At 61.4% G+C, this 14,290-nt stretch carries 12 protein-coding genes and 1 riboswitch; of the genes, 9 read left to right on the forward strand and 3 right to left on the reverse strand.

What is annotated here, in order from left to right; genetic code table 11:
* The first annotated feature begins 33 nt into the window (after nt 1-33).
* Nucleotides 34-1,380, forward strand: a complete 1,347-nt coding sequence (locus ACRDT3_RS07380) for an amidase (RefSeq protein WP_431492361.1) — start codon at nt 34-36, stop codon at nt 1,378-1,380.
* A 52-nt stretch (nt 1,381-1,432) separates the two neighbouring features.
* A complete protein-coding gene (locus tag ACRDT3_RS07385) occupies nt 1,433-2,890 on the forward strand; it encodes a peptide MFS transporter (RefSeq protein ID WP_431492362.1) in 1,458 nt (485 codons plus the stop codon).
* Nucleotides 2,891-2,953: 63 nt separating this feature from the next.
* Here ACRDT3_RS07385 and ACRDT3_RS07390 read toward each other — a convergent pair whose 3' ends face one another.
* Complete coding sequence (locus tag ACRDT3_RS07390) at nt 2,954-3,292, reverse strand: DUF4190 domain-containing protein (protein WP_431492363.1); 339 nt, start codon at nt 3,290-3,292, stop codon at nt 2,954-2,956.
* Between the two features lie 56 nt (nt 3,293-3,348).
* On the opposite strand from ACRDT3_RS07390, the gene pgm reads away from it, so the two are divergent.
* Complete coding sequence (gene pgm, locus ACRDT3_RS07395) at nt 3,349-4,947, forward strand: phosphoglucomutase (alpha-D-glucose-1,6-bisphosphate-dependent) (protein WP_431492364.1); 1,599 nt, start codon at nt 3,349-3,351, stop codon at nt 4,945-4,947.
* Here pgm and ACRDT3_RS07400 read toward each other — a convergent pair.
* On the reverse strand, nt 4,944-6,392 hold the full coding sequence (locus tag ACRDT3_RS07400) for an amino acid permease (protein WP_431492365.1): 1,449 nt from the start codon (nt 6,390-6,392) through the stop codon (nt 4,944-4,946). The two genes, pgm and ACRDT3_RS07400, sit on opposite strands and share 4 nt — an antisense overlap.
* Before the next feature lie 79 nt (nt 6,393-6,471).
* Nucleotides 6,472-7,923 (reverse strand): aldehyde dehydrogenase family protein, encoded by a 1,452-nt coding sequence (locus ACRDT3_RS07405; RefSeq protein ID WP_431492366.1) that lies wholly within the window; start codon nt 7,921-7,923, stop codon nt 6,472-6,474.
* 84 nt (nt 7,924-8,007) lie between these two features.
* On the opposite strand from ACRDT3_RS07405, the gene ACRDT3_RS07410 reads away from it, so the two are divergent.
* The 6 genes from ACRDT3_RS07410 (at nt 8,008) to ACRDT3_RS07435 (ending at nt 14,247) form a co-directional block, all read left to right on the forward strand.
* Nucleotides 8,008-9,603 carry a hypothetical protein gene (locus tag ACRDT3_RS07410; protein ID WP_431492367.1) on the forward strand — a complete coding sequence of 532 codons (1,596 nt, stop codon included), beginning with the start codon at nt 8,008-8,010 and terminating at the stop codon, nt 9,601-9,603.
* Nucleotides 9,600-9,968, forward strand: a complete 369-nt coding sequence (locus tag ACRDT3_RS07415; RefSeq protein ID WP_431492368.1) for a GntR family transcriptional regulator — start codon at nt 9,600-9,602, stop codon at nt 9,966-9,968. The genes ACRDT3_RS07410 and ACRDT3_RS07415 overlap by 4 nt, the downstream gene beginning before the upstream one ends.
* 34 nt (nt 9,969-10,002) lie before the next feature.
* Nucleotides 10,003-10,097, forward strand: a riboswitch (TPP riboswitch).
* Complete coding sequence (gene thiM / locus ACRDT3_RS07420; protein ID WP_431492369.1) at nt 10,087-10,881, forward strand: hydroxyethylthiazole kinase; 795 nt, start codon at nt 10,087-10,089, stop codon at nt 10,879-10,881. (Overlaps the previous riboswitch by 11 nt.)
* Nucleotides 10,874-11,515 carry a thiamine phosphate synthase gene (thiE, locus tag ACRDT3_RS07425; protein WP_431492370.1) on the forward strand — a complete coding sequence of 214 codons (642 nt, stop codon included), beginning with the start codon at nt 10,874-10,876 and terminating at the stop codon, nt 11,513-11,515. The genes thiM and thiE overlap by 8 nt, the downstream gene beginning before the upstream one ends.
* Nucleotides 11,512-12,936, forward strand: a complete 1,425-nt coding sequence (gene thiD, locus ACRDT3_RS07430; RefSeq protein WP_431492371.1) for a bifunctional hydroxymethylpyrimidine kinase/phosphomethylpyrimidine kinase — start codon at nt 11,512-11,514, stop codon at nt 12,934-12,936. The genes thiE and thiD overlap by 4 nt, the downstream gene beginning before the upstream one ends.
* Before the next feature lie 27 nt (nt 12,937-12,963).
* Entirely contained in the window at nt 12,964-14,247 is a 1,284-nt protein-coding gene (locus ACRDT3_RS07435) for a uracil-xanthine permease family protein (protein ID WP_431492372.1), read from the forward strand.
* The last annotated feature ends 43 nt before the right edge of the window (nt 14,248-14,290 follow it).

Genomic DNA, 14,290 nt, shown 5'->3' on the forward strand with positions numbered 1-14,290 from the left:
TAAGACTAGTCATTTCCTGCGTCGAAAGCCGACATGTTTCCCTCAAGCGCCCTGAAATTGCGAGACGAGCTAGCCCGCGGCGAGCGTTCAAGCCGCGAGGTCACCGAGCACTACCTCAAGCGCATCGAAGAGCAGGCGGATCTTGGCGCCTTCGTCCACGTGGCAGAAAACGCCATGGAGGCTGCCGCAGCGGCCGACCAAGCGCATGCCCGCGGGAACATTGGCCGCTTGCATGGGCTCCCCACTGCGTTCAAGGACCTGAACGACGTGGCCGGGATGCCTACCACCTATGGCACCGCGGCCATGCCTGCAATGGTTGCTGAACGCGATCACTCATTGGTGGCCAGGCTCCGCGCCGAGGGTGTGGTGATCCTGGGCAAGACGCAGGTTCCAGAGTTCGGGCTGAGCAGCCATTCCGAAAACCTCGTGGCTCCCCCATCACGCAATCCCTTTGACCCCACGCGATCCTCGGGCGGATCCTCCGGCGGGCAGGCCGCAGCGGTTGCCGCCGGCATGATTCCGCTGGGTCCAGGCTCTGATGGCGGCGGTTCGGTTCGCATCCCCGCGGCCGCCTGCGGGCTGGTCGGGCTGAAGCCTTCTTTGGGCCGCATTCCCAGCGATGTCCTCGATGGATACACCGATCCGATGGGCGCACCGAAGTTAACGGTCAGCGGTCCGTTGGCCCATGACGCCCTGGATGCGGCCTTGCTGCTTGATGCCATGCGCGGCAAGGACCACTACCTGCCGTTGCTGCAGGGAAGCTATCCCCAGCGCCTGGACGGCCTGAAAATTGGGTACAGCACCCATTCTCCATTTGAGCCGGTCTATGAAATAGCCCTGGCACAGGAAGCCCGGGCTGCATTCACCCAGGGCCTGGACCGCCTTGGAGAACGCCATCGCGTCCAGCCGGCCAACCTGCACTACGCCACGGACTATCCCGAAACCTTCGCGGCGGTGTGGACCAATGGGCTGAAGTACGTTCCGGTCTCGGATGATTCGTTGCTCGGGGATCTGGCAAGGGACTTCCGCCGCCGTGCCGCCGACCGCTCGCTGGAGCAGAGCCTGCAGGCAGGTTCGAGGTTGAAGCAGATCGCGGCGGACTTCGTGCGCCAATGGTCCGCGTTCGATGTGGTGGCTACCCCTGCCATGGCCTCGATCCCACCGAAGATCGGGCACTATACACAATCCACGGCCGATGTGGATTATATGTTGCAGTGCCAGTACACCCCTTACACTTCCATGGTGAACGTCGCCTCAGTAGCTGCAATCACCGTCCCGGTGGGCCACTCCAACGAGGGGTTACCAATGAGTATTCAGCTGATTTCCCCGCGCTCCGACGAGGGACTGCTGCTCGCGCTGGCCGCCCAGATGCAGGTGTGACCTTTCCCATATAAGTAGGTACTCGGGTGGGCAAGAGCGAAAAATATTACGTATGTCTACTGCAACAACGAGCACCAAAGCTGCCGGAAAGACCTTCTTCGGTCATCCCGGTGCGCTCGCAAGCCTCTTCAGCGTGGAAATGTGGGAGCGATTCTCCTTCTACGGCATGCAGGGCTTGCTGGCTTACTACATGTACTACTCGGTCACCGATGGCGGCCTGGGAATGGACCAGGGCCTGGCCCTGTCGCTGGTCGGCGCCTACGGCGGCGCCGTCTACCTGTCCACCATCCTGGGCGCATGGCTCTCCGACCGCCTGTTCGGCTCCGAACGCGTCCTGTTCTTCTCGGCCATCGCGATCATGATCGGCCATATTGGCCTGGCGCTCCTGCCTGGCTATGTCGGTCTTATTATCGGCCTGATCTTCGTTGCCGTCGGTTCCGGCGGCCTGAAGGCCAACGCTGTAGCCCTGGTGGGCTCCCTGTACTCCAAGGATGATCCACGCATCGATGCCGGCTTCTCCCTGTTCTACATGGGCGTGAACATCGGCGGGCTGCTCGGCCCACTGCTCACCGGTTGGCTGCAGGTCAAGTACGGCTTCCACATCGGCTTCGCCGCTGCCGCCGTTGGCATGGCTATCGGCCTGGGCATCTATGCCCTTGGCCGCAAGAAGCTGCCGGAGTCCGGCCGCGTCCCAAGCAACCCGCTGCCTGCCGCTGAGCGCAACCGCTACGTGGTCATCTTCGCTGCCGTGATCGTTCTGATCATTGCTGCTTTCGCGTCCAAGATCGTGACTCCGCAGAATCTGGCAAGCACCATCGCCTACGTGGTGATCGCCGCTTCGATCATCTACTTCGCGTTGATCCTGCGCAGCAAGAAAGTCGACGCCACCGAACGCAAGCAGGTCTGGGCCTTCATTCCGTTCTACATCGGTTCGGCTGCCTTCTGGGCTCTGTTCCAGCAGCAGTTCACCTTCATCGCCGCCTACTCGGATCAGCGCCTGGACCGCCACCTGGGCAGCTGGGAGATGCCGCCGAGCTGGGTTACCTCGATCAACCCGGTCTTCATCATCATCTTCGCCGGCATCTTCGCCGCATTGTGGACCAAGCTGGGCAAGCGCCAGCCACGCACTTCGATGAAGTTCGGCCTGGCACTGGTGGTTGTGGGTGCGGCCTTCTTGCTGTTCATCCCGCTGGAATCCTTCGTGAAGACCCCTCTGCTGGCACTGGTCGGCATCCTGCTGCTGTGCACCTTTGCCGAGCTGCTGCTCTCGCCAGTGGGCCAGGCAATTGCCACCAAGCTGGCTCCGGCCGCTTTCGGCACCCAGATGATCGCCTTGTTCTTCCTGTCGGTTTCGCTGGGCACCACCCTGTCGGGTGTGCTGGCCGGCTACTACACCGAGGGCAACGAGATCCCTTACTTCATCGCCATGGGCGGCACCGCTGTTGTCCTGGGTATTGCCATGATGGCAGCTACCCCAGCCTTGAAGAAGCTGATGGGCCCGATCCTCTAAGCGTTCGAGCATGCAGAAAGCGGTTGGTTCATTTGAACCAACCGCTTTTTTCATGCCTTGGGATTATCGAAGGAGCCCTTGGGAGAAGGTCACGTTGTCGTAATACGTGTCGTAGCCGAACCCTGTGGACAATGCCCAGAAGAACCAGATGACTACCGCATAAATGACTATGGCTAGTGCCAATCCAATCCATGACGTAATTAATCCGGCCAGGCACAGGCCTCGGGAGCCGGGTTCACGCCGGTAGGCCAGGTGCCCGGTAATGACTCCGGCCAAGGGAACTAGGATAATGACAGTGAAGCCTAGCAACGACAAGATGCCTAGCACCAAGGAAGCCACCGAGAGGCCGGCGGATTCAGGCGGTCGTTGGTAGGGGTTCTGCGGATACTGGTAGTAGCTCATTTGCCTACCATTCTTCTACGAAACCGCGATAAGCGCATCAATCTGAAAGGCAATCTGTGGCACACCTCCGAGCTGGCCAGCCAGCCCAAGAATCAGACCTGATCAATTTGCAGGAGGTACTCGATGCCTACAGCACCCTGGTTCCTTCCAGCGGCAACCCCGACCAGGCCGTCATTTTCGGCACCTCAGGACATCGCGGAAGCTCCCTGAACTCCACCTTCAATGAAGCGCATATCGCTGCGATCACCCAGGCCGTGGTCGATTACCGCAACGGTGCGGGGATAACCGGCCCGATGTACGTGGGCAAGGACAGCCACGCACTCTCCGAGCCTGCATACCGCACCGCGCTGGAGGTCCTGGCAGGCAACGGCGTCACCGTGCTGGCCGACGACGGGCTGACTCCCACTCCAGCGGTCAGCCACGCAATCTTGGTACATAACGCAAGCGGCGGCGAACAGGCCGATGGCCTGATCATCACCCCATCGCACAACCCGCCAACCGACGGCGGCATCAAGTACAACCCACCGCATGGCGGCCCGGCCGAATCCGAAATCACCGGACCGATCGCTGCACGGGCCAACGAGTTGCTGGCCAGCGGAGCAGTCAAGCGCGGCGAGCCAAATGCCCGGCCTTTCGACTTCCGCGAACTGTACATCACCGATCTGGCTGAAGTCATCGATTTCAAGGCGATCGCGGACTCCGGCATTTCCATTGGCGCGGATCCGCTTGGCGGCGCATCGGTGCACTACTGGGGCGAAATTGGCCGACGCTACGGCCTGAACCTCGAAGTGGTCAACGAGTCCGTGGATCCGCGCTTCGGCTTCATGACCTTGGACAAGGACGGGAAGATCCGCATGGATTGCTCCTCCGCCCATGCCATGGCCTCCCTCGTGGCCAATCGCGAGAAGTACGACATCGCGACCGGCAACGATGCCGACGCGGACCGCCACGGCATTGTCACCCCGGATGCCGGCCTGATGAATCCGAACCACTTCCTGGCCGTGGCCATCGATTACCTGCTCACCCACCGTCCGCAGTGGCCGGCCGACGCCCAGATCGGCAAGACCCTGGTCTCCTCGGTGCTCATCGACAAGGTGGTGGCATCCCACAGCCGGACCCTGTGTGAGGTACCGGTGGGCTTCAAGTACTTTGTTGAGCCGTTGGCATCGGGCAGGGTGGCTTTCTGCGGCGAGGAATCGGCCGGGGCAAGCTTCTTGGACTTCTCCGGCAAGGCATTCAGCACCGACAAGGACGGCTTGATGTTGGCCCTGCTGGCCAGCGAGATCCGCGCGGTCACCGGCAAGAGCCCCAGCCAGCTGCATGCCGAACTGGTAGAACGTCACGGCCCCAGCTTCTACGACCGCTTTGACGCGCCCGCAAACCGCGAGCAGAAGGCCGTACTGGGCAAGCTGGACCCATCGATGGTCACCGCTACAGAGCTGGCAGCAGATCCGATTACCGCCAAGGCCACGCAAGCGGCCGGCTTCTCCATTGGCGGCTTGAAGGTTTCCAGCGAGCACGCATGGTTTGCCGCGCGCCCATCGGGCACCGAAGACATCTACAAGATCTATGCTGAATCAATAAAATCACCCGAGCATCTGCAGCAGGTGCTGGCTGAAGCTCGGGTGATTGTTGATGCTGCGCTAGCTGGCTAGTTCAGCTTGGCGGTCCATGGGTCGATGGCCACGGCTGGCTGCTTGCGGGTGGCCAGCCAGTGGCCCAGCCAGAGCAGCAAGAAGATCGGCAGGCCAATGTAGCTGGAAGCCATCTGCAACAGGTTTCCATCCACGATCGCCTGGTAGTTCTGGCCTGCGATCACCACGATCAGGATCACGAAAGCCAGAATCGGGCCCAGCGGGAACAGCGGTGCTTTGTACGGCAGGTTCGCCAGATCCTGTCCGCTGGCAATGTATGCCTTGCGGAACTTATAGTGGCACACCGCGATACCCACCCAGGCGATGAAGCCGGAGAGGCCCGAAACGTTCAGCAGCCAGGTATATGCCGAGCCCTGGCCGACAATGGCGGTCAGGAAGCCAAAAAGGCCTACCGAGGCGGTTAGCAGCATGGCCGGCATTGGCACCCCGCGCTTGTTCAAGCGGGCGAAAATCTTTGGCGCCTTGCCGTCCAGCGCCATCGAATAAAGCATGCGCGCAGAGGCATATAGCCCGGAGTTGCCTGCGGAGAGGATGGCCGACAGGATCACCGCATTCATCAGGGCCGCAGCGAAGGCTACGCCCGCACGCTCGAAGACCAGGGTGAATGGCGAGGTGGTGATATCCGATGCCTCGGAAGACAGCAGCGATGGATCCATATACGGGATCAGCATGCCAATCACGAAGATCGCGCCGATATAGAAGAGCATGATGCGCCAGAAGATCGCCTTGATGGCGCGTGGGATATCGCGCTTGGGGTTCTCGGCTTCGCCGGCGGCCACGCCGATCAGTTCGGTTCCCTGGAAGGAGAAGCCGGCAATCATGAAGACCGAGACGATGGACAACCAGCCGCCAACAAACGGCGCTTCGCCATCGGTCCAATTGCTGAAGCCCGGAGTGGAATCGCCCAGGATGCCGAAGATCATCGCGACACCGCAGATCAAGAAGACCACCACGGTGATGACCTTGATCGCGGCCAACCAGTATTCGCCCTCGCCAAAGGCCTTGGCGGACAGCGCGTTCAAGCCGGTGAGCAGCACCAGGAAGATGGCCGCCCAGATCCACCCCGGGGCATCAGGGAACCAGTAGGACATGATGATGCCGGCAGCTACCAGCTCGGCAGCCACGGTGATGGCCCAGTTGAACCAGTAGTTCCACCCGATTGCGAAGCCGAAGTGGCGGTTCACGAAGACCGTTGCGTAGGTCTGGAAGGAACCAGCGACCGGAAGGCGGGCGCTCATTTCTCCCAACGACTGCATCAGGAGCAGCACCATCATGCCGATCAGCGCGTAGGCCACTAGCGAACCACCGGGGCCAGCTTGGGCAATGGTGCCGCCGGACGCGACGAATAGTCCGGTACCAATCGAGCCGCCAATGGCAATCATCTGCATATGGCGAGCTTTGAGGCCACGCTTCAGACCGTCCTGGGACGGTGCGGGCTCAGTCATGCGTTACATCTCCTGATGCTTGAAAATTTCCAACCTATCCATCCAAGCACCCTGACAAGCCATAACGCTATGAACCGCGCTACAGTAAGCGATCAATAATCTTTCGCTTAGCCCATGAATATGGAGGATATATTGCGCTCAGGGTGTCAACTACGGTCGTTTTGTTGAGTTCTGAGCGCATCTGCGAAAGCCGTTCGAACCCATGCTTACCGTGGTAGGCCCCCATTCCACTCGGTCCGATGCCGCCGAAAGGCAGGGTTGGAACGATCATCTGGGCTAACGGAGCATTATGCACAATGGAGCCGGCTCGCACCCGATCAGAGAAAATCGACTGCAGGCGCGGACTTTCGCTCATCAGGTAAGCGGCCAGCGGAGATGGACGCCGGGCAATGAATTCGAGGGCTTCCTCGAAGCTTTCCACCTCGATCACCGGCAGGATGGGACCGAAAATCTCTTCGGTCATCAGACTTCCCTCGAGGTCCACGTTGCGCATGATGCTCGGAGCGATGCGCAAGGTATCCTCGTCGTATTCGCCGCCGAAAACCACCTCGCCTTGCTCGAACATCGACAACAGGCGGTCAAAGTGCTTGCGGCTGACGATGCGGCCGAAGTCCGGATGGGTCAGCGGCTCCCTGCCGTAGAAGCTGGTGATGGCCTGGCCCAGGCGCTTGACGAGCTCAGACGAGTCCCCCACGCTCAATACGTAATCCGGGGCCACGCAGGTCTGGCCGGCATTCATGAACTTGGCGTAGGCCAAGCGCTTTGCGGAAGCCAACGAATCGTTTTCCACCACGGCCGGCGACTTTCCGCCCAATTCCAAGGTGGTAGGCGTCAGATGCTTCGCAGCCGCTGCAGCCACGATCTTGGCAACGCGTTCACCGCCGGTGTAGAAAATATGGTCCCAGCGGGCGCCGAGCAACTCGGTGGAGGTATCCACCCCGCCTTCAACTACCGCATAAACACGTTCGTCGAGGTAGACCGGTAGGAACTTGGCCAAGACGCCTGAGGTCGCAGGAGCCAGCTCCGAAGGCTTGATCACCGCGGCATTGCCGGCAGCAATGGCCGCGACCAGCGGTGCGAGCACCAGCTGAACCGGGTAGTTCCAGGCGCCGATAATCAGCACGACCCCCAGTGGACGCGGCTCGACCTTGGCCATGGCCGGTTGCAAAGCCAGCGGAACCTTGACGCTGGTGGAATCCATCCATTCGACGAGGTGGCGTTGGGCGAAATCTATTTCTGCGCGCACCACGTCAATTTCGGAGAATTTGGCTTCGGTGGCACTCTTGCCCAAGTCCTCGGCCAAGGCCTGGACGAAGTCTTCCAGATGCTCTTCGAGCATCTTCTCCAGGGCCTTGAGCTGCTGCAGGCGGAAGCGTCGCGGATGCGTGATCCGGGTGTCCGCAGAACGCCGCAAATGGCTCAGAACTGTTGCTATGCGCGATGGATGCTCGTCCACCGGAGGTGCGGAATCACCGACCGGTTCGGGCAACGGAGTGGAAGTAAACAGACCCATGATTTGAGCGTACGTCACTGGGACAAATTTTCATCGTTTAATTCGCCGGGGGATTCAATATGTATCAAATAGTTGATACATTGATCCCAAGGAGGCGGTCAGATGACTTCGTTGGCAGCTCAATTCGGCAATTTCGCAATTGCGGCGTTCATCATTTACTTCGTATTGCGTGCATTCGGCCCGAGCAAGGAAAGAGGCCTCTTGGAAAGTGCGCGCCAACATGCATTGTGGTGTGCCGTCATCGGTTACTTCGCCAGTAGTTCAACGACCTGGTTCAGCGATGCCGCAACCCTGCCTTTTGACGAGCAGAGTTCGTTGGACACCGCGAAAAGAATCATGGTCGCATCCACCCCAGCACTTTGGGTTGCTTTCATCTATATCGCCAGCCAATACACATGGCCCCGCAGATTGAAGCCGCAGCGCACGGCAACACTTGCTCCGCGGTCGCTCACCAGCCCCCTTCCCAAAAAGCTGCTTGCAGCCATGCTGGCGGTATTGGCCGTCGCCTGCTTCACTGTCTATACGGTTCACGATGTCGCTCCGATTGCCGCTCAACCGGCGGTTGACTACGAGTCACCCGATTTTTCGTACAGCAACCCGGCACAGGATGGGTTGCGTGCAGCCGGGGAAGTCCTGCCTTACCTCTATGCAAGTTTTGCTTTCCTCGTGCTGGCCACCGGTATCGCCACCATGATCATCCTCCGCCGCAAACCCCTGCCGGGCATTTCCGAACACGATAACCGGCTGCTCCGCACTACCTGGCTAAACCGGCTCTACCGCACAGTAAGTGTGCTGCTGGCGACTCAAGCCGGCGAAGCAGTGCATTACAAGGCTCGCTGGTTCCATCACGAATCCAGCCGCTATCTGGACGGGTCGGGTGCGGGGATCGAGTACCACGACCAAATGAGCGCCATCGGCAACACTCTGGACTGGAGTGCAAATTACGCGATGCTCGGAATTTCTGCCTTGATGCTGTTCTGGCGGCCACCGGGGAATTTTGAGAACGAGCGCCGTACAACTGCCACGGCTTTCAGCAGGTTGCGCGAGCAATTGCTCTCACTCCAATATGTCACTGCCATCGCCACGATGGTGGCCCTGTACGCGGCGTGGTTCCTCTTGCCCGTTCCCGACCAGAACGCATGGCCTACCGGCGAGCGCGAAACCTGGATACTGGTGGTCTTGACCGTTGCCGCACTGCTCTACTTGGCGTTGAACGCCCTCTACCTGAACTACGTGAACTTAATATCACGCAAAGCCGCAGCACTTCCCAAGTATTCGGCTCCGCTTCCAATATGGGCCTATATTTGCGCCGGAACGTTGGCCGCTGCCTGCGCCTACTTCCTGATCAATCCCCCATTGGACTATCTGTGGGGATTCGTCGCGCCGCGAAGGAGCATTGTCGTCGGGCTCATTGCCCTGTTGGCATTAGCCCACGCGGGTTTCGTCTGGTGCTCGCGTCGCGCAACCATTCCGTGGTCCGTCTCCGCAGCCGAAGAAATCTGGTATCGCCGAGTCCTGGAACTCCGCTCGTTGCGTGCGGTCGCCAGCGCCATCCTCGCAATGCTAGTTGTCGGATACGAATTCCCGATGCGGCTGGATCTTGCCGCATTGCTGGTCTTCGCCGTCCCAGCGGTCATCTTCCTGGAACGCCCCCGCAGTTCAACGGCACATTCATCTCAGGCGCCGGTCACGGCATGAGCACGCAGATCCGGGTGGATTTGGAGGCCGCCACCCCGCCCTACGAACAGATCCGCTCGCAGATTGCTTCGCTGATCTCCTTGGGCGAGCTGCCCGCGGGGACCAAGCTGCCAACCGTGCGTGCCCTGGCCACGGACCTCGGCGTTGCTGCCGGGACGGTGGCGCGCGCCTACAAGGAGCTGGAAGCCGAAGGGCTGATTACTTCCCGGCGCCGGGCCGGCACAGTGGTCAACGAGCGGCCGCAGCCGGTGGATACCGGTGCAGACCTCCTGGCCGCCGTAGATCATCTATGGGCATTGGCGGCCGCGCAGAAGGTAGATGCGGCCACGCTCAAGGCCTTGGTGGCGCGGCGCGAGCGTAGGTAACTTGTCCTTGGAACCGGTTGTGCGTACGCTCTATGGCAGTGACACGGGGTGTCGGAGCAACCGACTGAGATGAGACCCGTAGAACCTGATCTAGTTCACGCTAGCGGAGGGATGTCGCATGGCTTTGCATGCAGTTGCCCAAGAATACCGGCAACAATCACCTTTGGTTTTTTGCCTGACCAACACCGTCGTATCCAATTTCACCGCCAATGTCCTGCTGGCATCCGGCGCTTCCCCGGCCATGACGGATCTGCCCGGCGAGGCCGGTCCATTCGCCCAGGCAGCTTCCGCCGTATTGGTGAATTTGGGAACTCCGAGCACTGAACAGCTGGCTGCCATGGAAGAAGCGGTGCAGTCGGCGAGCGCGGCAGGCACCCCCTGGGTCCTGGATCCAGTGGCGGTGGGAGCGCTTCCGGTACGCACGGATTTTGCCCGGCGCATTGTCCACCAGGGCCCGGCCCTGATTCGCGGCAACGCCTCGGAAATCCTGGCCTTGGCAGGCCGGCAGTCGGCTTCGCGCGGTGTCGATGCCCTGGATGATGTCTCTGCCGCCTTGGCGGCTGGACGCGAACTGGCGCAAGAGCATGACTGCGTGGTGGCCATTTCCGGCCAGGCTGACGCCATCATTGATGCCACGCGCACCGTCCTGGTGCATACCAACGGAATTGGCTTGACCCGGATGACAGGTGGCGGTTGCGCCCTGGGCGCGTTCTGCGCCGGAATGATTGCGGTCCACGATGACCCGTTCGAGGCCACCATCGCAGCCCACGGTTTCTACGGCCTGGCCGCGGAAAAGGCCCTGGCAAGCAGCACCGGTCCGGGCAGCTTCGCAGTCGCTTTCCTTGATGCGCTGTCCACGGCCGATCCCGATGAACTGAAGACTTTGAAGCACGAGGAACTGAACCATGCATAATTACGGCGCTTACCTAGTAGCCAACACCGCTAGCTGCACCCCACGCAGCACCCTGGAAGTTATCGAGGGCGCCGTCGCCGGAGGAATCCAGTGGATCCAGCTTCGCGCCAAGGATGAAAGCGCCCGCGAGTTCTTCGAACTGGCCTGCGCGGCTGCCAAGCTCACCGAGGGCAAAGCCCAATTGCTGATCAATGACCGTATTGATGTCTACCTCGCGGCGCGTGCTGCTGGCGCGGCCGTGAACGGTATCCACATCGGGCAAAAAGATGTGCCGGTACAGCTGGCCCGCAAGATCATCGGCGAAGGCATCATCGGCTTGAGCGCTTCCACTGATGAGCAGCTGGCCCAGGCGAACAAGGACGCCTCGGTTATCGACTACCTCGGTGTAGGCGCCATCCGCGCCACTCCGACGAAGAAAGACCATCCTGCTCCCCTGGGTCTTGATGGCTTTGCCCGAGCCACCACCCTGGCCAAGCTGCCCTGCGTAGCGATCGGCGCAATCACCCAAGCCGATGCCACCGCGATCCGCGCCGGTGGCGGCGCGGGCATGGCCGTGGTCCGCGCCATCTGCAACGCCGAAGATCCGCAACTTGCCAGCGCGCAGCTGGTCGCAGCCTGGGAGGCCTCGAAATGAATGTCCTTTCCATCGCAGGCTCCGATCCTTCCGGCGGCGCCGGAATCCAGGCAGATCTGAAAGCCATTGCCGCCAACGGCGGCTACGGAATGTGCGTGATCACCGCCTTGACCGCGCAGAACACCCATGGGGTTTCCGGGGTCCAGGCGATCAGCGGTGATTTCGTCCTCGCCCAGCTCGAAGCCATTAGTACAGATATTCGCATCGATGCGATCAAGATCGGGATGCTGGCCAACGCCGAGGTGATCCGCGCGGTCACCAGCTGGCTGGAAACCGTTGACGCCCCGGTAGTGCTGGACCCGGTCATGGTGGCGACCAGCGGGGATCGCCTGCTCGAGGACGAATCGGCCCTTGATTCGCTGCTGGATCGCGCCACGGTGATTACCCCGAACCTGCTGGAGCTGGCCAGCTTGCTGCGCGAGCCAGTGGCCTGCTCGTGGGACGAAGTCCTGCGCCAGGCCCAGCGGCTGGCTGCCAGGCACGACGCACTGGTGCTGGCCAAGGGCGGTCACCTGTCCGGGGTGGACTGCCCAGATGCCCTGGTTTCGGCCGGCGGGGTGCAGCTGGAGCTGCACGGCCCGCGCCATGCCACCAGGAACACCCACGGCACCGGCTGCACCCTTTCCAGCACCCTGGCTACGCGCTTCGCTGCCACGGGAGACTGGATCGCCGCATTGGAGCAGTCCAAGTCCTATCTCGCCAAGGCCATTGCAGCGGCCGATCAGTTGCAGGTGGGCAGCGGGCACGGCCCGGTCAACCACTTCATCGACTTCTTCGGCACAGCAGATCCCATGGGCGACTGGTGGCAGAAGATCCAGCCGATCCGCGAGGAAATCGACCAGCTGGATTTCATCACCGCGCTATCCGAGGGCACCTTGGACAGGGAAGACTTCCACTACTACATCGCCCAGGATGCGCTGTATCTGCTGCGCTATGCCAAGGTGCTTTCGCTGGCCAGCTCGATGGCGCCGGATCTCGGGGCCCAGCGCTTCTGGTCGCGTGGCGCCAACGGCATCCTCGATGGGGAGTTGCAGCTGCACGGCAGCTACTTGGACGAATTCCCGGATACGCCCAGCGCCACCACGCTGAACTACACCAACCACCTGGCTGCGAGCCAGGAGAGCTATGGGGAGCTGATTGCCGCGATCCTGCCGTGCTACTGGCTGTACCAGGACATCGGCAAGCGGTTGGCCGCCGCCAACCATGCCGGGCACCCGTACCGGCAATGGCTGGAAACCTATGCGTCCGAAGAATTCGATTCCGCCACCGAGCAGGCCATCGAAATGGTCCGCCAGGCGTTCGAGCAGGCCGATCCGCAGCTGCGGGCGCGCATGGAGATCGCCTTCATCCGCTCTGCGGAACATGAACGCTCTTTCTTCGCGCAGGCGCACGAGAACCGAGTAGACTTCTCTACGGCCTAAAACCCGCAGGGCCCGGGAAGAGGAATCATGAGTTGGAGCATTCACGGCAACGGCAAGACCATCACCCCAGGTGAGGTAGTTGCCCCGGATGAGCGGCTGCATTGGCCGCAGACCGTGTCCATCGGCGCCCAGCACATCCTGGCGATGTTCGGTGCCAGCATCCTGGTACCGACCCTGACCGGCTTCCCGGTCACCACCACCTTGCTGTTCACCGGCTTGGCCACGGTCATCTTCTTGCTGATGACCAAGAACAAGGTGCCCAGCTACCTCGGCTCCTCCTTCGCGATGATCGCCCCGGTCCTGTCCACCACCCAGTCGCACAGCATGTCGGGCGCCTTGGGCGGCATCGTGATGACCGGCGTCTTGCTGTTCATTGTCGGGCTGATCGTGCAGAAGACCGGCACCGGCTGGATCCACGCCCTGATGCCGCCGGTGGTCATGGGCACCATCGTTGCGCTGATCGGCCTGAACCTGGCTAGCGCAACGCTGGCCCCGATGAAGAACTTCCCGCTGACCACCTTCCTCACGGTGATCTTCACCGTGGTGGCCACGGTGGCCTTCAAGGGCCTGCTGGGACGGTTATCCATCCTGGTCGGCCTGGCCTGCGGCTACCTGGTGGCCCTGGCCCAGGGCCAGGTGAGCTTCGAGGCCGTGGGCAATGCGGCATGGATCGGCCTGCCCGAGTTCCACGCTCCAAGCTTCCACCTCGATACCGCGCTGATGTTCCTGCCTGCGGTATTCGTGCTGATCGCCGAGAACATCGGCCATGTGCGCACCGTGGGCGTGATGACCAATCGCGACCTGTCTAAATTCAACGGCCGTGCGCTGATGGCCGATGGCGCTGCCAGCGTGCTCGCCGGTTTCGGCGGCGGTTCGGCAACCACCACCTACGCCGAGAACATCGGTGTCATGGCGGCCTCGCGCGTCTACTCCACTGCGGCATACTGGGTCGCTGCGATCGTGGCCATGGCCCTGGCCTTCCTGCCGAAGTTCGGCGCATTGATCGGCACCATTCCGGAAGGCGTGATCGGCGGCCTGGGCATCGTGCTCTACGGCATGATCGGCATCGTCGGCGCACGCCTGTGGATCGAGGCCAAGGTCGACTTCGGCAATCCGATCAACTTGATGACCGCGGGCACCGGCCTGATCATCGCGATCGCGGTAACCAGCGAAATCGCTTTCGGGCAGTTCCAGCTCGGCGGCATCGCCCTGGGCTCGATCGCCACCTTGGTGGTCTTCCACCTGATGAGTGCCGTCGCCAAGATGCGCGGCACCGAGTTGGCCGACTCCCAGAAGCCTGCGGGTAACTAGCAAAAAAAATCTTCAGCAGGCCGGAATTGCGAAAGCTCGCAAT

It is taken from the genome of Glutamicibacter sp. (assembly GCF_050701915.1).
Classification (GTDB): domain Bacteria; phylum Actinomycetota; class Actinomycetes; order Actinomycetales; family Micrococcaceae; genus Glutamicibacter.

Bases quoted from the DNA above. Each gene is read 5' to 3' on its own strand.
- ACRDT3_RS07400 (WP_431492365.1), bottom strand. From the start codon at position 6,392: ATGACTGAGCCCGCACCGTCCCAGGACGGTCTGAAGCGTGGCCTCAAA.
- ACRDT3_RS07410 (WP_431492367.1), top strand. From the start codon at position 8,008: ATGACTTCGTTGGCAGCTCAATTCGGCAATTTCGCAATTGCGGCGTTC.
- ACRDT3_RS07435 (WP_431492372.1), top strand. From the start codon at position 12,964: ATGAGTTGGAGCATTCACGGCAACGGCAAGACCATCACCCCAGGTGAG.
- thiD (WP_431492371.1), top strand. From the start codon at position 11,512: ATGAATGTCCTTTCCATCGCAGGCTCCGATCCTTCCGGCGGCGCCGGA.
- thiM (WP_431492369.1), top strand. From the start codon at position 10,087: ATGGCTTTGCATGCAGTTGCCCAAGAATACCGGCAACAATCACCTTTG.
- thiE (WP_431492370.1), top strand. From the start codon at position 10,874: ATGCATAATTACGGCGCTTACCTAGTAGCCAACACCGCTAGCTGCACC.
- ACRDT3_RS07385 (WP_431492362.1), top strand. From the start codon at position 1,433: ATGTCTACTGCAACAACGAGCACCAAAGCTGCCGGAAAGACCTTCTTC.
- ACRDT3_RS07390 (WP_431492363.1), bottom strand. From the start codon at position 3,292: ATGAGCTACTACCAGTATCCGCAGAACCCCTACCAACGACCGCCTGAA.
- ACRDT3_RS07380 (WP_431492361.1), top strand. From the start codon at position 34: ATGTTTCCCTCAAGCGCCCTGAAATTGCGAGACGAGCTAGCCCGCGGC.
- ACRDT3_RS07415 (WP_431492368.1), top strand. From the start codon at position 9,600: ATGAGCACGCAGATCCGGGTGGATTTGGAGGCCGCCACCCCGCCCTAC.